The sequence below is a fragment of the Actinoplanes sp. NBRC 103695 genome, assembly GCF_030269485.1.
Classification (GTDB): Bacteria; Actinomycetota; Actinomycetes; order Mycobacteriales; family Micromonosporaceae; genus Actinoplanes.
The window spans coordinates 119456-140701 of record NZ_BSTL01000027.1 but is presented as its reverse complement, the minus strand read 5'-3'; the positions used below and the strand labels follow the sequence as shown (position 1 = coordinate 140701).

The following is a 21246-nucleotide window of genomic DNA, read 5'->3' as shown; positions in this document are numbered from 1 at the left end:
TCGAACTCCAAATACCAAGCCCGCGGCCCGAACATCGACCGGCGCAGCTACCAGGCCACCGCCAGCATCGACGTCATCAGCCCCGACCCTTGACAGCCAACGTCCCGCCCTAACTGAACGGCGTTGGGACTAGCCCTGTGCGGTGGGCACGATGATCATCTCGGCGACGTTCATCCGGGCCGGCATCCCGGCGGCCCAGGCGATGCCGGCCGCGATGTCCTCCGCGCGCAGCGTCTCGAGGCCGTTCCGCCACTGCCCGAGCTGCTCCTTGATCGAGAGGTCCCGCATGCCGTCGCCCAGCTCGGTGGAGGTGATGCCGGGTTCGACGTTCTTGACGCGTACGCCACGCGGGCCCAGCTCGGCCCGCAGATTGCGGGTCAGGTGCGCGACCGCCGCCTTGGTGGCGCAGTAGACGGCGTAGTTGGGAAAGACCTGGTGCCCGCCGACCGAACCGACCAGCACGAGGTCGGCCGGGCGGCCCTCGGCGGCCGCGGCGAGCAGGTCGTCGACGAAGACACGGGCGGTGTGCAGCAGGCCGGTCACGTTCGTGCCGATCATCGCGTCCCACTCGGCCGGGTCGGCCTCCTCGAAGGGCGCGCCGAGCATGACGCCGGCGTTGGCCACCACCAGGTCGGGTCGTCCGAGCTCGGCCCGGACCCGGTCGGCGGCGTCGCGGACGGCGACGGCGTCGCGGACGTCCACGCCGACCGGGAGGGCGTCCAGTTCCTTCAGGCGGTCCTCGCGGCGGCCGAACGCGGCCACCTTCGCGCCCTCGGCGGCCAGCGCCCCCGCGGTGGCGGCGCCGATCCCGCTGGTGGCTCCGGTGACGACGGCGATGCGGTTCTGCAATGTGGTCATGCCACCACGCTGGCCCGGCGCCGGGCTACGGAGAAGGCCGTGCCGACCCTGGTAGTCGCACGGCCACCCAGCCGGCCGCGACGTCTTCTACCGTCGGGGGATGGCGGACAACAGGCTGGGTGAGTTCCTCCGGGCACGGCGTGAGCTGACCCGGCCGGAGCAGGTCGGGCTGCCCGCCGGCACGACCCGGCGCCGGGTGTCGGGGCTGCGCCGCGAAGAGGTGGCGATGCTCTCCGGGGTGAGCGCCGACTACTACGTGCGGCTCGAGCAGGGCCGTGACAAGCACCCGTCGGACCAGGTGCTGGAGGCGTTGTCCCGGGTGCTCGATCTCGGTGCGGACGGTCTCGAGCACGCCCGCCGGCTGGCCGGTCCGGCTCGCCCGGGGCGGCGGCGCTCCGCGCGTACCCCTCGGGTCGATCCTGCCCTGCGTCGCCTGCTCGACGCGCTGGCCGGCTGCCCGGCGATGGTCACCAGCCGCTACCTTGACGTGCTCGCGTCGAATGTGCTGGCCGCGGCGCTGCATCCGATCTTCGGCGAGGGCAGCAACCTGGTGCGCGCGCTGTTCCTCGACCCGGGCGCGCACGACTGCTATCCGGACTGGGATCGCGTCGCGCAGGAGACGGTGGCCAGCCTGCGGGCGGCGGCCGGCGCCGACCCGGACCATCCGCGGCTGGCCGAACTGGTCGGCGAGCTGTCGGTGAAGAGCCCGGAATTCCTGGCGCTGTGGGCGCGGCACGAGGTCAAGGCCAAGACCCGGGGGCGCAAGCAGATCGTGAACGCCGAGGTCGGTCTGCTGACGGTGGAGTACGAGACGCTGACGGTGCCCGGCGCCGACGGTCAGCTGCTGGTCGTCTATCACGCCGAACCGCACAGCCCGTCGGCCGAGGGGCTGGCCCTGCTCGGCAGCGTCGCCGCGAGCGTCTAGTAGGCGCCCTTGCGCTTGAGGACGACCCAGATGGTTCGCCACAGGATGCCCAGGTCGTAGGTGAGCGACCAGTTGTCCACGTAATAGAGGTCGAGCCGTACCGCCTCGTCCCAGGAGAGGTCGGAGCGGCCGCTCACCTGCCACAGGCCGGTGATGCCGGGGCGGACCAGCAGCCGGCGCCGCACGTCGCCCAGGTAGTCGCCGTCGTCGGCGGGCAGCGGGCGGGGGCCGACCAGGGACATCTCGCCCTTCAGCACGTTGACCAGCTGTGGCAGCTCGTCCAGGGAGCTGGCCCGCAGCTTCTGGCCGAAGGTGAAGATCCGCGGGTCGTTCTTCATCTTGAAGAGCATGCCGTCGGAGTCGTTCAGCTCCTCCAGCGTGGCCTTGCGCTCCTCGGCGTCGACGTACATGGTCCGGAACTTCCACACCCGGAACGTGCGGCCCTCGTGGCCGACCCGGGGCTGCCGGAAGAACACCGGGCCGGGGTCGGAGAGCCGGATGCCGAGCGCGATGATCAGCAGCACCGGGCTCAGGGCCAGCAGGCCCAGCGCGGCGGCGATCCGGTCCAGGAGGTTCTTCACCAGCCAGGCCGGGCCGGAGAGGGTGGGCTCCTCGACGTGCAGCAGCGGCAGGCCCTCGATCGGGCGGATGTGCACCCGCGGGCCGGCGATGTCGGTGAGCTGAGGCGCGACCACCAGGTCGACCCCGGTGCCCTCGAGTTGCCAGGCGAGGCGGCGAAGCTCGCCCGGTTCCGCGCTGGCCGAGCCGCAGACCGCGATGGTGTCCGCACCGACCTCCCGGACGAGGGACAGGACGTCGCGTCCGGCGTACACCGGGACCGGGGTTTCTATGCCTCGCACCGAGGCCAGGCCGTCGGTGATGTGGATGGCCACCGGGATGAGGCCGGCCGCCGGGCTGCGGGTGACGGCGGTGTAGACCTCGAGCGCCTCGGGCAGCGTGCCGACCAGGACCATCCGGTGCGCGCCGTGCCCGGTGCGGCGCCGGGCCAGATGCAGTATCTGCCGGGCGAAATAGCGGCACAGCAGGATGAACACCAGGGCGCCGCCGGAGACCAGCGCGACCGTGCCACGGGACAGGGAGGTCTTGGCGGCGAAGGCGGCCAGCGAGATGCTCGCCACGATCACCACGAACGACCGGAAGACCCGCTTGAACTCCTCGCTGCCCAGTCCCAGGTAGCGCCGGTCGTAGCTGCCGACGCTCCACAGCACGATCACCCAGCCCAGCGGCAGGGCGCCGTACGCCATCGCGGTGAAGATCTCCGGCTGGTTCTGGAAACCGGCGTTCGCCTGCTCCAGCGTGGCGGTGGCGATGTAACTGGCCAGGACGGCGGAGAGGAAGTCGAGAACGATCAGGGCCGCCGTGTACGGCCGATGCCAGCGGGAAACCCGCTTGTGACTCCGGGTCCAGGCGGATCGGGGTACGCCGTTGCTCGGCGGCGGCTCTTGCCACTCGAAGCTGTCGTACGGCATGTTGCTCCGGCTGTTTCTGGTCGCCGGCCGCGGGAGGCTCGTGGTCACCTCGCCTACGTCCTCCCGCATCACGACCGCCCGACGTCATTACGCACTGCCACGGCCGATGGTCACCGACGATGAATGCCGGTCTGCTTCGCGCCGTGGGCGAAGCGTGGGACCGGGCCACTATACCGATGGATCCGGGCGGGAGAAGCGGACGTTACACCCGCAATCCCTCCAGGCACCCAGTGTCACCTAATCAACTTGGAAAGGCGCCGGTCGGCAAGGGGTTTGCCGCCGGTCTGACAGGTCGGGCAGTACTGCAGGCTCTTGTCGGCGAAGGACACCTCACGCACCGTGTCGCCGCAGACCGGACAGGGCAGTCCGGTCCGGGCGTGCACCCGCATGCCGGCCCGCTTCTCGCCCTTGAGCTCCGCCGCCTTCATGCCCACCGAGCGGGCCACCGCGTCCGTCTCCACCTGGCGTGTCGCCTCGAAGAGCGTGGTCATCTGCTCCTCGGTCAGTTTCTGCGTCATCGCGAACGGGGAGATCCTGGCGGTGTGCAGGATCTCGTCCGAGTACGCGTTCCCGATGCCGGCCAGCACCTCCTGGTCGACCAGCACGCCCTTGACCTGCCCGTTGCGGAGGCGGATGCGTTCGGCGAACTCGTCGCGCGACACGGCCAGGGCGTCCGGTCCGAGTCGCGCCACGCCCGGCACCTCCACCGGATCACGCACCAGATAGACGGCCAGGGACTTCTGCGTCCCGGCCTCGGTCAGGTCAAAACCAGACCCGTCATCCAGGCGTACGCGCACAGCGATCGGACCGCTGCCCGGTTTGAGCGGGGCGGGCGACTTGAACGCGTCCCGGTAGTGCAGCCAGCCCGCCCGGGCCAGATGCACGACAAGGTGGATATCGGGACCGAGCCCGACGTCGAGGAACTTGCCGTGCCGCCCGGCGGAGGTGATCTCCAGCCCGGCGATGGCGGTGGGAGGCGGGTCGAAGGTCTTCAGCGCGCTGAAGGAGGACACCTCGAACCGCTCGACCGTGTGGCCGACCGCGCGCTCACGCAGGTACGCACCGAGCGCCTCGACCTCGGGAAGTTCAGGCACAAGCTCCACGGTAGCGTTCCTCGGCGTGAAGGTCGTGGTAGCGCACAACCGATATCGCGAGGCCATCCCCTCCGGGGAGAACGTCATCGTGGACACCGAGATCGCCCAGCTGAGGGCGGCCGGTGTCGAAGTGCTGCCATTTCAGCGCAGTTCGGACGACATCGCCGGGCTGCCGCTCGCGCAGAAGGCGCTGTTGCCACTCTCGCCGATCTACGGCCGGGCCGCCCAGCGGGACCTCGCGGCGCTGCTGGAGTCGGAACGGCCGGATGTCGTGCACCTGCACAACCCGTACCCCCTCATCTCGCCCTGGATCGTCAAGACCGCGCACAAGCACGGGGTGCCGGTGGTGCAGACGGTGCACAACTATCGGCAGGTGTGCTCGCCGGGGCTGTACTTCCGGGACGGGCACAACTGTTACGAATGCCGCGGCAAGCTGATCGGCTACCCGGCGATCGTGCACAAGTGCTACCGCGGGTCGAGCGCGCAGAGCGCCCTGATGGCGACCACGCTCGCGGTGCACCGGCCGACGTGGCGGTCGGTGGACCGGTTCATCGCGCTGACCGACAAGATCGCCGCGCATCTGATCTCCTACGGCATCCCGGCCGACCACATCGTGATCAAGCCCAACGGCCTGCCCGATCCGGGTGCGCCGGCGCCGCTGGGTGACGGTTTCCTGTACGCCGCGCGCCTGTCACCCGAGAAGGGGCTGGCGCTGCTGCTGGACGCGTGGCAACGCCATCCGGACGGGTCGCTGGGCATGCTGCGGATCGCCGGGGACGGTGAGCTGCGGCCGCTGGCTGTCGAGGCGGCGGCGTCGCGCTCGGACGTCGAGTACCTCGGCGTGCTGGACCGCGAGGGTATGGCCGAGGCGCGGCGGGCGGCGTCGGTGGCCGTGGTGGTGCCGACCTGGGAGGACGTGCTGCCCACGGTGGTGCTGGAAGCGATCTCGGCCGGACGTCCGGTGCTGGGCACCGCGGTGGGCGGGATCCCGTACCTGCTGGGCGACGATGCCGGGTGGACGGTCGCGCCGGATCCGGCCGCGCTGGCCGCCGCGCTGCCCCTCGCCCGCGCATCGGCCGGATCTCTTGCTGATTCGGCCAGAAAGCGTTGGGTAAGCCACTTTCATCCCGATGTGCTCACCGCTCGATTGATCGACGTCTACAACGACTTCACAGGAAAATCTCACCCGCTGCCTAGGTAGATATCGATCCACTTGGGGAATGCTGGGTCGGGTGACGGAAACCCCCACCTCCCCAGTCCGGATCCCCCGCCGCAACCTGCTGCTCGGCGTCGGTGGTGGCGTCGTGCTCGCCGCCGCCGCCGGGGGCGCCGGGTACGCGATCGGGCACACCGGGGGCCCCGATGCCGCCGAGCCCGCCGCCGAACCGGTCGCCGCGCAGCCCAAGTACCGCTCCCGGCCCGACCTGCGCACCCTGCCCGACGTGACGATCACGGTCCCGGCCAACGCGACCGCGCCCGGCCAGATCTTCCTCACCCCCGCCTCCGGCGCCGGCCTGTGGGGACCACTGATCGTGGACGACAAGGGTTCGCCGGTGTGGTTCCGCAAGGTGCCCGACCCGGCCACCGTCGCGATCGACTTCAAGGTCCAGCAGTACCGCAACAAACCGGTCCTGACCTGGTGGGAAGGGACCATCGGCGGCACCGGCGGCCAAGGCGTCGGCCAGGGCGAGTTCGTGATCGCCGACGAGAACTACCGGGAGATCACCCGGGTGCGCGCGGCCGGCACCGAGCAGGCCGACCAGCACGACTTCGTGATCACGCCGCGGAACACCGCGCTGTTCTGGGTGTACGACCCGATCCCGATGGACCTGACGGCCAAGGGCGGTCCCGCCGACGGGGTGCTGCACGACGGCGTGATCCAGGAGATCGACATCGCCACCGGCAAGCGGCTCTTCGAGTGGCGGGCCCGCGAGCACGTCGACCTGGACGAGTCGTACGCGCCGCTGCCGCAGGGCGACGCGGCGCACCTGCCGTGGGACTACTTCCACCCCAACTCGGTGGGCCTGGACGCCGACGGCCACCTGATCATCTCGGCCCGGCACACCTGGACCTGCTACAAGATCAACAAGACGACCGGCAAGGTGATCTGGCGTCTGGGCGGCAAGAAGAGCGACTTCGCCATCGCCGAGCAGGCCAAGTTCTCCTGGCAGCACGACTTCCGCCGCCGCCGCGACGGCTCGTACGGCATGTTCGACAACGGCGCCGGCGTGACCAAGGAGCGCGACTATTCCCGCGGCCTGATCCTGAAGCTCGACGAGGCGGCGAAAACGGTGACCTTCGTCCGCGAGTTCGTGCACCCCGACAAGCTCTCGGCCCCCACGCAGGGCAGCTTCCGCGAGCTCGCCGACGGCGGCAACTTCATCGGCTGGGGCCAGATGCCCCACTTCACCGAGTTCACGGCCGACGGCAAGGTCCGGCTCAGCGGCCACCTGCCGCTCGACAACCAGTCCTACCGGGCGTACAAGGCCGAGTGGGCGGGCGTCCCGCTGGACCAGCCGGCCCTGGGCCTGTCGGTCGAGAACGGCGGCGTGACGGTCAGCGCCAGCTGGAACGGCAACACCCAGGTCGCCAAGTGGCGCGCCCGCTCCGGCAGCCAGCCCAAGGCCCTCAACGCGACGACGGCGGAGGCGGCCCGCACCGGCTTCGAGACCAGGCTCACGATCCAGGGCACCCCGGAGTACGTGGTGGCCGACGCCCTCGACGCCCAGGGCAAACTCCTCGGCACCAGCTCCGCCATCCCGGTCCGCGTCTGAGAAGACTTCACCCGGTCAGTCGGCCGTGCCCGCGGGGACGACCCACCGCGGTCGGCTGAGCCGGTGGTTACCCGAGGTCGATGATTTCGCCCGCCAAGAGAACGACATCAACCTCTGAGGGCCTCGCGGCCGGAGAAGGCGATGCTCGCCGCCAGGAAGGCGCCGTTCACCAGGGTGAAGAGGCCGACCAGCCAGATCGTCCACTGGGGAGCGACGGTGAGCACCGCGCCGGCCAGCGCGATCACGAAACCGTAGTCGCGGATCAGCTTGACCAGGCGGACAGGTGTCGAGGTGCTGGTCACCATGCTGGCGCTGGACGGGCCGGCCTGCATCACCGAGGTGACCAGGTTGACCATCCAGGTGCCGGCGAAGGCTGCCAGCAGCCAGGCGGGAGTCTCGGGCACCTGGGCCTCGGCCACCGACGCCAGGGCGGCGACCAGGGCGATCTGGGCGGCCACGTCGCAGAGCACGTCGATCCGGGCGCCCGCGGGGCTGGTCTGGCCGGTGACCCGGGCGAGCTGGCCGTCCGAGCAGTCCAGGGCGTACGCGAGGTGCCAGCCGAGGAGCGCGAGCAGACCGACCGGCCAGGCCCAGACGCGGCCGTCCGCGACCGGCTCGGCGAGGGCGACCACCGCGACCGACACCAGGCAGCCCAGCCCGAGGTTGCCGACGGTGAGGACCGTAGGCGCGATGTGGTGCTTGTTGGCGAACACCGCGATGCGGGCGCCGACTCGCTGGGCGACGAGCTCGCTGAACAGGCCTCCGCCGCGGTTGACGCGGTAGAAGTCCGCCGCGGTCGGCTCAGCGGGCGGCGACGGCGGCGTCATATGCGGCGAGCCTCTCGGCGATCTCGTTCGGCTTCATCTCGAGGTGCTCGAGGATGGTGTAACGGTCCGGCCGGGTCCGCGGTGCGAACTCCACGACCCGGACGAACTGGTCGGCGTCCAGACCGACGTCGCCGGGCGTACGCGGAAGCTGGTGCCGGGCGAGGCAGGCGGACATCTCGGTGAAACGCCTCTCGTCGCCTCGCAGGAACGTGCAGAACAGGGCGCCCAGCCCGGCCAGCTCGCCGTGGGACGCGGTGCCGGGGTAGAGCGAGTCGGTGGCGTGCATGATCTCGTGGCAGCCGCCGCTGGTCGGCCGGCTGGTGCCGCAGACCGCCATGGCCAGGCCGCTGGCGATCAGCGCCTCGGCGAGGACGGTGACGAACACGTCGTCGCTCATGTCGCCGGGGTGGTTGAGGACCGCCTCGGCGCCCATCCGGGCCAGCGAGGCGGCCAGCCCGTCGACCGGCTCGTTGCGCACCTCTCGGGCCAGTTCCCAGTCGGCGAGGGCGCTGATGTTGCTGATCACGTCGCCGATGCCGCCGCGGTTGACGCGGTCCGGTCCGCTGTCCACGAAGTCCAGGTCGACGACGACGGCGATCGGGATGTGCACGCCGTACGAGCCTTTGATGCCCTCGTTGATGAGGCTGGCCACCGGGGACGCGATGCCGTCGTTGGCCAGGCTGGTGGCGACCGACACCATCGGGATGGCCCAGCGGGTGGCGGCGTACTTGGCGGTGTCGACCGTGGAGCCGCCGCCGATGCCGACGACCGCGTCGTAGTGCCGGGAGCGCAGTTTCTCGGCCAGCTCGAGGGCGGCGTCCAGGGTGCCGCCGGCGGTCGTGTAGACGTCCGCCGCGCCGAGCGTGGGCCGGATCAGGTCGTGGATCTGCTCGCCGAGGCCGGGCCCGACCACCACCGCCACGTCGCCGCCGGCGGAGATGCGCCCGTCGGCGAGGATCCGCCGCAGGTCGGCGACCGCGCCGCGGCGGACGTCGATGTGCAGCGGCGCCTGGACCGTGCGGGCTAGTAGCGGCATGCGATCTCCCGCGCCTTCGTCAGGTCGTCGTGGTTGTCGACCTCGACCCAGGGCACGTCGCCGATCGACGCCATCCGGATCTCGCCGCCGCGGTTCACGTACTCCTGGTAGCCGTCCTCGTAGTAGAGGTTGGGGTCGCGTTCCCAGGTGGTCTTGAGCGAGTCGGCCAGGTCGGCGGCGACCGACGGCTCGATCAGGGTGGCGCCGATGTACTCGCCGTGTGCCTCGGCGGGCTCCATCAGTTTCGTGATCCTCACCAGCCGGCCATCCGGGGAGAACGTCGTCTTCATCTCCTCGTCACCCAGCTTCTTGAGGCTGTCCACGGCGAGCAGGATGCCGGGTCCACGGTTGCCGAGCAGGGTTTCCTCGACGCTGACCGGGTGCACGGTGTCGCCGTTGACCAGCAGCGCGCCCTGGGCGAAATGTTCCCGGGCGAGCCAGAGGGAGTACGCGTTGTTCCACTCCTCGGCCTTGTCGTTGTGCACGAGGGTGAGGGTGACGCCGTATTTCTGCTCGAAGGCGGCCTGGCGCTGCTCCACCGCCTCAGCGCGGTAGCCGACCACGACGGTGACGTCGGTCAGCCCGGCGGCGGCAAGATTGCGCAGCGAGATGTCCATGATCGTCGTCTCGCCGTCGACCGGCACGAGTGCCTTGGGCAGCGTGTCGGTGTACGGGCGTAGCCGGCGGCCGGCGCCGGCCGCCAGGACGAGTCCGATCATGGTGAGGGGTCCTTCCCAGGGCAGAGGGGTGCGGTCCGAGGATAGCGGCGGCTCGTAAGCTTGTCCGCATGACCGCTGAGCAGCTGATCTCGTTCGCCCGTGGCGCTCCCTCCCTGGACATCATCGATGTGCAGGGCCTCAAGGACGCGGCTGCGCGCGCCTTCGACACCGATCCGGCCGGCATGACGGCGTACGGCACCTCCGTCGGCTACGTCCCGCTGCGCAAGTGGATCGCCGAGAAGCACGGTGTCTCGCCGGACCAGGTGATCGTCACCAACGGTTCGCTCCAGGCCGACGCGTTCCTCTTCAACCACCTGGTGAAGCCGGGTGACGACGTGGTGGTGGAGAGCCCCACCTATGACCGCACCCTGCTGAGCTTGCAGAACCTCGGCGCCAAGGTGCACCAGGTCACGCTCGAGCCGGACGGCATCGACGTGGCCGAGCTGCGCGAGCTGCTGGAGTCGGGGGTGCGGCCGAAACTGGCGCACATCATCCCGAACTACCAGAACCCCGCGGGTGTCACGCTCTCCGCGGAGAAGCGTCGTGACCTGCTGGCGCTCGCCGCCCAGTACGAGTTCCTGATCTTCGAGGACGACCCGTACGTCGACATCCGTTTCCGCGGCGACGCCCTGCCCTCGATGCTGTCGCAGGACACCGGCAACGTGGTCGTGCACGCCTCCAGTTTCACCAAGACGGTCTGTCCGGGTGTCCGGGTCGGTTACCTGGTGGGCCCGGCGGCGCTGATCGACGCGATCGCGAAGAAGGCGACGAACCTCTACATCTCGCCCGGCATGGTGTCCGAGGCGATCGTGCACCAGTTCTGCGTTTCCGGCGACATCGACCGGTCGATCGCCACGGTCAGCAAGGCGCTCGGCGAGCGGGCCCGGGTGCTGGGCGAGGCGCTGCGCAAGCACATCCCGGGCGCCACGTTCACCGAGCCGGACGGCGGTTACTTCCTCTGGGTGGATCTGCCCGACTCGGTGGATGTCGACCGGCTGTTCCCGGCGGCCATGAAGAAGGGGGTGGCGATCGTCAAGGGCACCGACTTCTTCACCGACGGCGGCCGCCATTCGATGCGGCTGGCGTTCTCCGCGGTGACCGTGGATCAGATCGAGGAGGGCGTGCGCCGGATCGCGGCCGCGATGGACGAACTGGCGTCCTGATACGTAAGTGTCGGGTTTCCGACACAGAGACGGTTTCCGCTGCGCGGCCTCCAAGGCAGACAATGCGCAGCGGACCTAACCCCCCGCCCCGGCGGCGGGCGGGCCGGCCGTGGCGTACCACCCCCCTCCAGCCGCGGCCGGCCCGCCCGGCGTCATTTCGAAGTCCTGGGGAGGTCCTCATGAGCGAGAGCAGCCTGAACCGTTCGCTGTCCCGCGCCTGGACGGCGCCGGTCCGAGCCATGAACCGCTTCCTGGGCGCCACGGACAGTCGCCGCCCGCCGAAACGGTCCGGCGAGTACGGCAGCTCGGTCGTCGACTGCGGGCTCTACGTCGAGGGCAAGCGTGAGCCCGGCGAGTTCCCGCCGGACGTCGCGCTGCGGGAGGCCTGCTCGCGGGACAACGCCTTCGTCTGGCTGGGCCTGCACGAGCCGTCCGAGGCCGAGATGACCGACATCGCCCAGACCTACGGCCTGCACGAACTCTCCGTCGAGGACGCGGTCAAGGGCGAGCAGCGGCCCAAGCTGGAGCAGTTCGGCGAGGTCCAGTTCCTGGTCCTGCGCACCGCGCGGTACGTGCCGCACAGTGAGCTGACCGAGACGTCGCAGGTGGTCGAGACCGGCCACATGATGATCTTCATCGGCGAGCGCTTCGTGATCACCGTCCGGCACGGCGACGCGTCCGAGCTCGCTCCGGTCCGGGCCAACCTGGAGACCGAACGTCCCCAGCTGCTGGAGCAAGGGCCATGGGCTGTCGCGTACGCGGTGACGGACCGTGTCGTCGACCTGTATGTCGAGGTGGCCGACCAGGTCGAGGTGGATCTCGACACGATCGAGGAGAGCGTTTTCTCCCGGGACAGCGGCTCCCGGATCCAGCACATCTACCAGATGAAGCGTGAGCTGGTGGAGTTCCGCCGGGCGGTGGTGCCGCTGCAGCGCCCGCTGGCCACCATCACCGCGACGCAGAACCGCCTGGTCCCCAAGGAGATCCGGCGCTATTTCCGCGACGTTCAAGACCATCTGACGCGTACGGTCGAGCAGGTCACCTCCTATGACGACCTGCTGAACTCGATCCTGCAGGCCCGCCTCGCCCAGGTGACCGTCGACCAGAACAACGACATGCGCAAGATCGCCGCCTGGGCCGGCATCTCGGCGGTGTGGACCGCGATCGCCGGCGTCTACGGCATGAACTTCGCGCACATGCCCGAGACCCAGTGGCTCTACGGCTACCCGGTCATGCTCACGATCATGGTGTCGATCTCGGTGCTGCTCTACCGGGCGTTCCGTCGTAACGGCTGGTTGTAGCCCCTACCAGGCCCGCCCCCCACAGGTCCATCGAAACTCCTAGAGTGGCGGGGTGCCGTCGCGTCAGGACCAGCTCCACTCGTACCAGTACTCGCTCCAGCGGGTGGTGGCGGCGCTGGTCACCCACGACCCGGACCCGCACCGCTCCCCGCTGCGCCGGGCCGGCACCACCGCGCTGGTCAGTCTGGTGATCGCCGCGCTCGCGGTCGGCGCCGCCGCCATCTACGGCCTGCTCACCGGCAACAGCACCGCCAATATGCGCGACGAGTCGGTGGTCTACATGGAGAAGGGATCCGGCGCCCGGTACGTCTACCTGGGCTCGGACAAGCTCCTGCACCCGGTGCTCAACTACGCGTCCGGCCTGCTGATCGCGAACGGGCAGGCGCCCAAGGTGGTGACCGCCTCCCGCGAGCGGCTGGCCTCCGTCCCGCTCGGCGACCCGCTCGGCATCCCGGACGCACCGGACTCGCTGCCCGTAAAGAAGGACCTGGTCGGCGGCGACTGGACGGTCTGTTCGACGCCGCCCGCGGCCGGCTCCACGATCACCCAGCCGCAGAGCACGCTGATCATCGGCGCGCGGGCCACCGGCGGCACCGTGCTGGCCAACCCAGCCGCACCGTCCGGCCTGCTGGTCCGCGACCCGGCCGAACGCACCTACCTGCTCTTCGGCAACCGCCGCTTCCAGATCCCGGAAAATCGGGCCACGGCCAGCCTGCGGGCGCTGGGCTGGAACGCGCAGCAACCGTGGCCGGTCGCCGCCGCGTTCATCAACTCGGTGCCGGTCGGTCCCGACCTTCAGGCGCCGGCGATCGACGACCTGGGCGAGCGCTCCGGCGTGGAGAGTTACCAGATCGGCCAGCTGCTGACCGACGGGCGGCAGTGGTCGGTGGCGGTGAACGACGGCGCGGCCGCGCTGACCGAGGTGCAGGCCCGGCTCCTGCAGGCCGACCCGCAGCTGCCGCCGCCGCTGGAGCTGGGTACCGCGTTCAACAACCTCAAGCCGTCCACCGTGCGGTTCACCGACAGCGAGGGGCTGCCGGGCAGCGTTCCGAAGCTGTCCGAGCCGCGCGAGCGGGCCTGTATGAGCCTGCCGGTGAACAAGGACTCCCAGGCCGGTCTGCGCATCGACGCGACCGTCCCGACGGGCGCCCCGATGCGCGGCGCGACGGCGACACCGGGCGGGGTGCAGGCCGACTTCGTGTATGTGCCGCGCGGCAAGGGCGCGCTGGTGGTGGCCGCGGCCTCGCCGAACGCACCGGCCGACAGCGGGACGGTGAGCATCGTCACCGACACCGCGACCCGGTACCCGATCGCGGGCCGGGAACTGCTCGGCCGCCTCGGCTACGGCGCCGCCGCACCGCAGCAGGTGACCGGGCAGATGATCGCGTTGCTGCCCCAAGGCCCGTCACTGGACGCGGCCAGGGCACGGCAGGCAGCCACAACAGGGTGATGCGTATATGTGCTCAGAGGGGTCTCTGAGCACATATACGCATCAGTCGCTGTTCGCAGTCAGCGCTCCTGGCGTGCGACCTCGGGGTTGTCCGCGATGGTCGTCGGAGCGGTGTCGGTCACCGGCGGCAACGGCTCGAAGGCCGCGTCGTCGGCGCCCTCCGGCTCGGCGGTCACCGGGCTGGGGTCATACTCGTCCCACTGGGCCTGCTGCCGCTTGCGCAGCACGTAGGCCGCACCGACACCCACCGCGGCGCCGATCAGGGCCAGCCCGACGAGCTTGCCCTTGCGGCCGCCGGACTGCTGCCGGCTGAGCACCTTGTTGGCGCGCTTCTCCAGCTTCTTGGCCTTCTTCCGGCTGTTCTTCGCCGACTTGCGGCCGACCTTGGCGGTGTCCCGCCCGGCCTGCTTCACGTTGTCGGTCGCGGCCGTGACCAGTGGCGTGATCGTCGCCACGGCGCTTTCCCAGCCGCTGCTCGCCGCGTCGCGGGCCTGGCTCACCGCCGGCTGGACGCGGTCACGTGCTGCGTTGAGCCTCGGACCGACCGTCGAGCTGGTCTCCTGTGCGGCCAACGTCGCGGCACGCTTGAAGTGATCCACGCTCTGGCCGAGCTCATTCTTCATCTTCGTGCTCCGCCGCTTACGACGCATCGTTGCGAACACCAGTGCCCCACCTCCCTGTGGTCTCCCACCACATCGTGCCCTGTCGGGTACCCCCGCGCTGCCGGATTCAAGCACATGGGGGAGGATCCGAATCGTTATTGAACTTGTCTCCGATGACGGGAGTACCCGTGGCAGAGAAGCTTTACGCCACCCTGCACACCAACCACGGCCCGATCCGGGTTCAGCTCTTCCCGGATCACGCGCCCGCCACGGTGCGCAACTTCGTCGAGCTGGCCGAGGGCACCAAGGAGTACGTCGACCCGCGGACCGGCCAGAAGGGCACCGGGCCGTACTACGACGGCACCATCTCGCACCGGGTGATCGCCGGCTTCATGGTTCAGATGGGCGACCCGACCGGCACCGGCCGCGGCGGCCCCGGTTTCCAGTTCGCCGACGAGTTCCACCCCGACCTGCAGTTCGACCGGCCGTACATCCTGGCCATGGCGAACGCGGGCCCGGGCACCAACGGCTCGCAGTTCTTCATCACGGTCGGACCGACCCCGCACCTGAACCGCCGGCACACGATCTTCGGGACCGTCGCCGACGACCAGAGTGCCAAGGTCGTCGACCAGATCGCGAACACGCCGACCGGTCCGGGCGACAAGCCCCGCGAGGACGTGGTGATTCAGCGCGTCGAGATCGAGCGCGTTTCGGAGTAGATACCACCTCCCGGTATCTTTGATTCATGAGTGAGTCTCCCGTGACGGTTCCGGTCTGTTACCGCCACCCGTCCAAGGAGACCTACATCCGGTGCACCCGCTGTGACCGGCCGATCTGCCCCGATTGCATGAACGAGGCTTCGGTCGGTCACCAGTGCCCCGAGTGCGTGGCCGAGGGCCGCAAGACCCAGCGGTCGGCGCGCACCGCGTTCGGCGGCACCGCGGCCGGCCGGGTTGGCACGATCACCCGCACGCTGATCGGCGTCAACGTCGCCGTGATGATCCTGTCGGTGGTGACCGGCGGGCTGGGCGCGGTCGCCGGCGGCGGCTGGGGCGGCCTGCTCGGCAACCAGACTCCGCTCACGCTGTGGGGCTCGGTGGTGCCCTTCGTCACGTACGGTGGCGAGCTGCACGGCGTCGCCGAGGGCGAGTGGTGGCGCCTGATCACCGCGATGTTCCTGCACTACGGCGTGCTGCACCTGCTGATGAACATGTACGCCTTGTGGATCATCGGCCGCGAGCTGGAAGCGTCCCTGGGCCGGGTCCGGTTCCTCGCGCTCTACCTGCTGGCCGGCCTCGGCGGCAACGTGGCGTCGTACCTCTTCTCGCCGGACAGCATCTCGGTCGGCGCCTCCACCGCGGTGTTCGGCCTGATGGCCGCGATCTTCGTGATCCTCAAGCGGCTCAAGCGCAGCGTGGCCCCGATCGTGCCGGTCATCGTGATCAACCTGGTCTTCACCTTCGTGATCTCGAACATCTCGGTGTCCGGTCACCTCGGCGGCCTGATCGTCGGCGCTATGGCGGCCGGCGTCCTCGCCTATGCGCCCAAGAACAACCGCACGGTGTTCCAGGTCGTCGGCTGCGGAATCATCCTGGCGGCCCTGCTCGCCGCCGTCGTCGTGCGGACGATGAGTTATCTGTCCTGATCCTTGGCCCACTCCGCGCGCAGCCGCTCGAGCTCGTCCAGCACGTCACGCGGGTCCGCGCCCAGGTCATGCATCGAGTAGAGGTAGAGCGCGTCATCCGCGTCGACCTCCAGCAACTCGGTGGTGAGGCCGAGGCGTTCGCGCCGGTCCAGGCGTACCCGATCGATCTCCGCCCAGGGCAACCATCGACGGCGCGCGAACCCGTCGATCACCGTGACGCCCTCGGCGTCCGCCGCCAGGCGGATCGGCGCGACCAGATCGCGCAGCGCCCACACCGCCAGCCCCGCGGCGACCGCGCCGGCCAGCACCCACGGGGCCCGATCGCCCTGGCTGAACGCGGTGGCCAGCACCAACACGGCCACCGCACCCAGGCCTTTCGTCACCGGCAGGACCGGTTTGATCCGCCACGGCTGTCCAGACATGTGCCCATGATTGCAGGCACGCGTACCGTCGACAGCATGCGCGATGCGGTGATCGTCGGAGCTGTCCGGACCCCGATCGGCAAGCGGAACGGCGGGCTGTCCGGCACCCATCCGGTCGACCTGTCGGCGCACGTGCTGCGGGCCCTCGCCGAGCGCACCGGCTTCGCGCCCGCGCAGGTCGACGACGTGGTGTGGGGCACGGTGTCGCAGACCGGGGAACAGTCCTGGAACGTGGGCCGGAACGCGGTGCTGGCGGCCGGCTGGCCCGAAACGGTGCCCGGCACGACGCTCGACCGGCAGTGCGGCTCCAGCCAGCAGGCGCTGCACTTCGCGGCCGCCACGGTGCTGTCCGGCCAGGCCGACCTGGTGGTGGCCGGCGGCGTCGAGTCGATGAGCCGGGTGCCGATGGGCTCGTCCGCGCAGGGCGCCGATCCCTACGGTCCGGCGATTCTCGCCCGCTACGGTACGAACACCTTCAATCAGGGCGTCGGCGCGGAGATGATGGCGGCGCGGTGGGGCTTCTCGCGTACGCAGTTGGACGAGTACGCGCTGGCCAGCCATGCGAAGGCGGCCGCCGCGCAGGACGCCGGCGACTTCGAGCTGGAGATCGCCGACCTGCCCGACTGCGCCGAGGACGAGGGCATCCGCCGCGACACGTCGCTGGTCAGGTTGGCCGCGCTGAAGACGCCGTTCAAGCCCGACGGTGTCGTCACCGCCGGTGGCGCGTCGCAGATCTCCGACGGCGCCGCGGCTCTCGCGGTCACCACCTCCCGCTGGGCGTCCGCCCACGGCCTGACACCGCTCGCACGGGTGCACAGCGCGGTCGTCGCCGCCGACGACCCGGTGATCATGCTGACCGCGCCCATCCCGGCCACCGCGAAGGCGTTGGCCAAGGCGGGGCTCAAGCTGGGCGACATCGATGTGTACGAGGTGAACGAGGCGTTCGCCCCGGTCCCCCTGGCGTGGCTGGCCGAGACGGGCGCCGACCCCGACCGGCTGAACCCGCGCGGCGGGGCGATCGCCCTGGGTCACCCGCTCGGGGCATCCGGGGCGCGCCTCATGACCACGATGCTGCACCACATGCGAGCCCATGACCTGCGGTTCGGCCTGCAGACCATGTGTGAGGGCGGCGGAATGGCCAACGCCACCATCGTCGAGAAGTTGTAATTCGTTATTCACGGCGTCGTGGCCGCTGCCCTGGCCGTTCGGCCACCGTTAGTAACCGTATGGACGTGTTCTCACGGACGTTCCTTCCCGCCGCCGCCGAGGCCGGCGTGCCCATCCCGATCGTCAGCAGGCACCTACCGATCTTCCGCCGCTGCGTCGACGCCGACGATCCGACCGTGCTGGTGGCCCGGGTCCTTCCCGCATCCCAGCCGAGCGGCGGCGACTTCCTTCTCCTGCTCACCCACCGACGCCTGGTGGTGACCCGCGAAAGCCGGGTCCTGCACCGGCTCCAGCTGCACCTCAACGCCAACCTGCGCCACCTCAGCCACGTCACGTGGAGCACCGACGTACGCGACTCGACCATCGAGGTGTGCGCGACCGCCGTCGACGGCGTCCGCGAACGCTTCCAGATGCGCGTACCCGACGCCGAACACGTATGGCACCTGGACGGCCTGCTCAAGCAGGTCTTCACCGAGAGCCGCCTCGCTCACCGCCGGCAGAACGTCTCCCTCGCGGCCTGACCTCGTCACGGGCAGGGGTGTCGCTTAACCACTCCCTTGCGCCTGGTTGATCCAGTAGCGTCGGCCGTGTGGAGAACGTCGCGCAAGCGCTGCATCGCCTGACCTCGTACGAGCCCGGTCGGGAGTGGACGGACCCCGTCGACGACCCGCGCATCGTGCAGGACCTCGAGGTCAACGACACGGCCAAGCTGCCGTGGTTCTACAAGCGCTACCCCGAGTCGCTGCCACGCATTCCGCTGCCGTCCGACCTGCCACCGTCGACGGCATCCACACTGGAGGTCCTGGCAGGTTCCCCCACCGGCGGGGACCTTGATCTCGCCCAGCTCGGGCGGGTGCTCTACCTCGCCTCGGGCGTGGTGCGGACGATGGAGCGCCCGTACGCCACCTGGCTTTTCCGGGCGGCCGGCTCCGCAGGCGGCCGTTTCCCGCTGGAGCTGTATGTAGCGGTGCCGTCCGGCGCGGGCTCGCTGCCCGCCGGGGTGCACTGGTACGACCCAGCCGCGCACGCCCTGGTCACGGTCGGCCCGCCGCCGTCCGGTGCGGCACCGGCCATCATCACCACCGGCGTCCCGTGGCGGACCGGCTGGCGCTACCGCGAACGCGGCTACCGCCACGTCTACTGGGACGCCGGCACGATGCTCTCCCAGCTCCTGGCCGCAGCCGCATCGGCGGGCATCCCCGCGGACCTGTACACGTCGTTCGCCGATCGACCGGTGACCGAGCTGGTCGGGGCGGACGGCGTCCACGAGTGGCCGGTAGCCGTGGTCGGTCTCGGCGGCGCCCCCGCCCTGACCGCTGGCGGCCCCGCCACTCCCGGCGAAGTCGACGCGGCCCCGCGCGAGTTTCCCCTGGTCACAGCCACCCAGCACGCCGGCGACGACTTGGTGCTGGGCACTCCCTGGCCGTCCGGCGCGCCGATCCCGGTCAAGCCCGCCGACACCCGTACCGTCGAAGAAGTCATCCTGGAGCGAGGCTCGACCCGCCGGATGGACCCGGCCGCAACCGTCCCGTCCGCCATCCTGACGCTGTCGATGGAGATCGCGCTACGCGGCATCGAGTTGCCCCACTTCGTGGCAGTGCACGGCGTCGACGGCGTGGAGCCCGGCCTGTACCGCTGGCCGGACCTGTCCAAGCCGCTGCGCACAGGCAGCCAGCGCGAGGAGATGTACCGGATCTCGCTGGAGCAGGGCCTGGCCAGGGACGCGGCGTTCGTCGTGATCGCGGCCACGGATGTCACCCAGCTGAGCCCGCACGCATACCGAGAGGCCCAGTTGGCGTCCGGCCTGGTCGAGGGCCGCCTGCACCTCCTGGCGTACGCCCTGGGAGCCGGCGCCACCGGAATGACCTTCATGGACAGTGAGATCCCGGCGTACCTGGGCGAGCAGCCGGATGCGCTGATCTTCACGTGCGTAGGGGTAGCCGACTACAAGTCGTCCAAGGGCGGCAAACCCGGCGAGCCCACAGCGGTCCGCTCGGTCCCACCCCGCGAATAGGCGATGCTGAAACGGCCTGACGAGTCGTCAAATCATGCGGTTGGGGCCACTTCGAGCACGCCGCCGTACACGGCATCCAGGATGGCGCTCTGGCGCTCCCACGTCCATTCATCAAGAAGCCCCGGCTTGTCGTAGCCCGCGCGGTATCGAGCAGGGTCCTCCAGGACTGCGCGGGCCGCGCGCGCGAAGTCGTCCACGTCGCCGGCCCGGAAGACCTCGCCGATACCGGTGGCCCGGACCATGTCGGCGGCGGAGCGTACGTCGCTGACGACCTGGGGCAAGCCGGCGTGTGCGTACTCGAAGGACTTATTGGTAAGCGCAACCTCGTGATTGGGCGTGTGTTCGAGCGGGCTGATGGCGGCGTTGGCACCGGAGAGGAACGGAACCACCTGGTGGTGGGGCAGATAGGGCAACAGGTGCAGCCGGTCGGCGACCCCGAGCGCGGCCGCCTGTGCTTCGAGAGCGTCCGCGGCCGCTCGTGTCCGGTCCGGGGCGAGTGACAGAAGCACCAGATGCACGCCGGGAAGCTGGGGTAGCGCGTCGATGGCGACGTGCAGGCCTCGCTGCCGGGCGATCGCTCCGCTGTATGCCAGGACCGGTGTCGTGTCGTCCAGGCCGCAGAGACTCCGTAGGTCGGGGGCGTCGTCGGTGTCGACCGAGACCTTCGGCGCGTTGAGCACGACGGTGGGGCGGGTCGTCAGCCGGTGGTTGGCCTGGAGCAGGTCGGCCAGCATCGGCGAGACGGTGATGACAGCGTCCGCGTACGGTGCGAACTCCCGTTCGTGCGCGATCTGTGCGGCCAGCCAGCGCGGACGTCCCGGCGGAGCGACGACGCCGGACACCAGCTCATGAGCGTCCCAGACGAGTTTGATCGAACGACCCCGTAGCGCTGCCCGCATCTTGGCCCGAGCCCCGACGCCGATCGTGTGGAAGTCGTTGGCGTGGATGATGTCCGGCCGGAGCTTGTCGATCACCGGACCGAAGGCGAGTTCCAGATCAAGGATTGCCGGATCGAGATACCGCCAGCTGCGATCGCCCCAGAAGGTGGTCCGGAACCAGACGTGGAACCTCGTCAGGAGTGCCTTCTCGCTGGCCCGCGCAACCTCCAGACGGTGGCGTTCCTCCTCGCGTAGCCGGACCCACGGACGGAGAACCTTCAATGCGATCCGGCTGGGACAGAGCGCGAGGTGACCGGCGCGGGCGCGCCACACGGCTCCCGATCGCCGAGCAACGGCCAGCTGACCCAGGCGAGCAAGGAGCACTTGGCGCCGGTACTCCACGACTCCCTTGCGGTAGGCCGTAGTCGGACCTCCCGGATAGGCGAGCATCCGGCGCGCCGACCGCCGGCGGCGGGCTCGGTGCACGAAGGCGTTGTCACCCAGAGGCACCAGCCGCACCTCGGCGTCGCCAATGTTCCAGCGACTGACCTTGCTGGTGTAGAGCTTGAGGCCGACCAACGTCACACGCCACCCGGCTGCCGCAGCCGACTCGGCTTGCTTCTGTACCCGCGAGTCACTCTCCACGCCATTGCGCACCAGCATGACGACGTGACCGCGGGACGACTGATGCGACGAGCGTTGCATCGGCGGAGCGGCTGCTACCTCAACCAGGTCTGACACAAGTCGACTAACTACCAGCTACCGCAGAGGAAACGTGCCGGAATGCCACTTTTGGGACTCCCGAAGGAGTGAAGTTCACTCCGCCTCGGATGGAAGCACCTACGTTCCGCGGCCGGGAACGGTCGCCGCGAACCAGCCCA

At 70.0% G+C, this 21246-nt stretch carries 20 protein-coding genes; 11 read left to right on the top strand and 9 right to left on the bottom strand.

Annotation, left to right across the window (positions count from 1 at the left end; translation table 11 throughout):
• Window positions 1-129 precede the first annotated feature (129 nt).
• Window positions 130-858, bottom strand: a complete 729-nt coding sequence (locus QSK31_RS37600) for an SDR family oxidoreductase (RefSeq protein ID WP_285689472.1) — start codon at window positions 856-858, stop codon at window positions 130-132.
• Window positions 859-958: 100 nt separating this feature from the next.
• On the opposite strand from QSK31_RS37600, the gene QSK31_RS37595 reads away from it, so the two are divergent.
• A complete protein-coding gene (locus tag QSK31_RS37595; RefSeq protein ID WP_285689471.1) occupies window positions 959-1783 on the top strand; it encodes a helix-turn-helix domain-containing protein in 825 nt (274 codons plus the stop codon).
• Here QSK31_RS37595 and QSK31_RS37590 read toward each other — a convergent pair.
• Window positions 1780-3273: a sugar transferase gene (locus QSK31_RS37590; protein WP_285689475.1), complete on the bottom strand. Its 1494-nt coding sequence runs from the start codon at window positions 3271-3273 to the stop codon at window positions 1780-1782. The genes QSK31_RS37595 and QSK31_RS37590 overlap by 4 nt on opposite strands.
• A gap of 233 nt (window positions 3274-3506) precedes the next feature.
• Complete coding sequence (locus QSK31_RS37585; protein ID WP_285689470.1) at window positions 3507-4367, bottom strand: Fpg/Nei family DNA glycosylase; 861 nt, start codon at window positions 4365-4367, stop codon at window positions 3507-3509.
• A 25-nt stretch (window positions 4368-4392) separates the two neighbouring features.
• Between QSK31_RS37585 and QSK31_RS37580 the strand changes: the two genes are divergently transcribed.
• Together QSK31_RS37580 and QSK31_RS37575 are read left to right on the top strand one after the other, a co-directional pair.
• Window positions 4393-5568 (top strand): glycosyltransferase family 4 protein, encoded by a 1176-nt coding sequence (locus QSK31_RS37580; protein ID WP_285689469.1) that lies wholly within the window; start codon window positions 4393-4395, stop codon window positions 5566-5568.
• 31 nt (window positions 5569-5599) lie between these two features.
• Complete coding sequence (locus tag QSK31_RS37575; protein ID WP_285689468.1) at window positions 5600-7141, top strand: arylsulfotransferase family protein; 1542 nt, start codon at window positions 5600-5602, stop codon at window positions 7139-7141.
• A 107-nt stretch (window positions 7142-7248) separates the two neighbouring features.
• Here QSK31_RS37575 and QSK31_RS37570 read toward each other — a convergent pair whose 3' ends face one another.
• The 3 genes from QSK31_RS37570 to QSK31_RS37560 are packed head-to-tail and all read right to left on the bottom strand — an operon-like array spanning window position 7249 to window position 9723.
• A complete protein-coding gene (locus tag QSK31_RS37570) occupies window positions 7249-7968 on the bottom strand; it encodes a CDP-alcohol phosphatidyltransferase family protein (protein ID WP_285689467.1) in 720 nt (239 codons plus the stop codon).
• Window positions 7943-9004, bottom strand: a complete 1062-nt coding sequence (locus QSK31_RS37565) for an iron-containing alcohol dehydrogenase family protein (RefSeq protein ID WP_285689466.1) — start codon at window positions 9002-9004, stop codon at window positions 7943-7945. Before QSK31_RS37565 ends, QSK31_RS37570 begins: the two co-directional genes overlap by 26 nt.
• The gene (locus QSK31_RS37560) at window positions 8992-9723 is read right to left on the bottom strand and encodes a phosphocholine cytidylyltransferase family protein (RefSeq protein ID WP_285689465.1); all 732 of its coding nucleotides are present in this window, start codon (window positions 9721-9723) and stop codon (window positions 8992-8994) included. The genes QSK31_RS37565 and QSK31_RS37560 overlap by 13 nt, the downstream gene beginning before the upstream one ends.
• A 68-nt stretch (window positions 9724-9791) precedes the next feature.
• Between QSK31_RS37560 and QSK31_RS37555 the strand changes: the two genes are divergently transcribed.
• The 3 genes from QSK31_RS37555 (at window position 9792) to eccB (ending at window position 13637) form a co-directional block, all read left to right on the top strand.
• The gene (locus QSK31_RS37555) at window positions 9792-10886 is read left to right on the top strand and encodes an aminotransferase-like domain-containing protein (protein WP_285689464.1); all 1095 of its coding nucleotides are present in this window, start codon (window positions 9792-9794) and stop codon (window positions 10884-10886) included.
• 179 nt (window positions 10887-11065) lie between these two features.
• Window positions 11066-12187 (top strand): magnesium/cobalt transporter CorA, encoded by a 1122-nt coding sequence (gene corA, locus QSK31_RS37550; protein WP_285689463.1) that lies wholly within the window; start codon window positions 11066-11068, stop codon window positions 12185-12187.
• Window positions 12188-12239: 52 nt separating this feature from the next.
• Window positions 12240-13637, top strand: coding sequence for a type VII secretion protein EccB (gene eccB / locus QSK31_RS37545; protein WP_285689462.1), 1398 nt, complete (start codon window positions 12240-12242; stop codon window positions 13635-13637).
• Between the two features lie 59 nt (window positions 13638-13696).
• Here the strand turns inward: eccB and QSK31_RS37540 are convergent, their stop codons facing one another.
• On the bottom strand, window positions 13697-14260 hold the full coding sequence (locus QSK31_RS37540) for a hypothetical protein (protein ID WP_285689461.1): 564 nt from the start codon (window positions 14258-14260) through the stop codon (window positions 13697-13699).
• 167 nt (window positions 14261-14427) lie between these two features.
• On the opposite strand from QSK31_RS37540, the gene QSK31_RS37535 reads away from it, so the two are divergent.
• Entirely contained in the window at window positions 14428-14958 is a 531-nt protein-coding gene (locus tag QSK31_RS37535; RefSeq protein ID WP_285689460.1) for a peptidylprolyl isomerase, read from the top strand.
• Window positions 14959-14984: 26 nt separating this feature from the next.
• Window positions 14985-15884, top strand: a complete 900-nt coding sequence (locus QSK31_RS37530) for a rhomboid family intramembrane serine protease (protein WP_285689459.1) — start codon at window positions 14985-14987, stop codon at window positions 15882-15884.
• On the opposite strand, the gene QSK31_RS37525 is transcribed toward QSK31_RS37530, so the two are convergent.
• Window positions 15872-16306: a PH domain-containing protein gene (locus tag QSK31_RS37525; protein WP_285689458.1), complete on the bottom strand. Its 435-nt coding sequence runs from the start codon at window positions 16304-16306 to the stop codon at window positions 15872-15874. The two genes, QSK31_RS37530 and QSK31_RS37525, sit on opposite strands and share 13 nt — an antisense overlap.
• A gap of 36 nt (window positions 16307-16342) precedes the next feature.
• Between QSK31_RS37525 and QSK31_RS37520 the strand changes: the two genes are divergently transcribed.
• The 3 genes from QSK31_RS37520 (at window position 16343) to QSK31_RS37510 (ending at window position 19487) form a co-directional block, all read left to right on the top strand.
• Window positions 16343-17473, top strand: a complete 1131-nt coding sequence (locus QSK31_RS37520; protein WP_285689457.1) for an acetyl-CoA C-acyltransferase — start codon at window positions 16343-16345, stop codon at window positions 17471-17473.
• Between the two features lie 59 nt (window positions 17474-17532).
• Entirely contained in the window at window positions 17533-17994 is a 462-nt protein-coding gene (locus QSK31_RS37515) for a hypothetical protein (protein ID WP_285689456.1), read from the top strand.
• A gap of 68 nt (window positions 17995-18062) precedes the next feature.
• A complete protein-coding gene (locus QSK31_RS37510; protein ID WP_285689455.1) occupies window positions 18063-19487 on the top strand; it encodes a nitroreductase family protein in 1425 nt (474 codons plus the stop codon).
• 32 nt (window positions 19488-19519) lie between these two features.
• Here the strand turns inward: QSK31_RS37510 and QSK31_RS37505 are convergent, their stop codons facing one another.
• A complete protein-coding gene (locus QSK31_RS37505; RefSeq protein WP_285689454.1) occupies window positions 19520-20950 on the bottom strand; it encodes a glycosyltransferase family 4 protein in 1431 nt (476 codons plus the stop codon).
• Window positions 20951-21246: the final 296 nt, after the last annotated feature.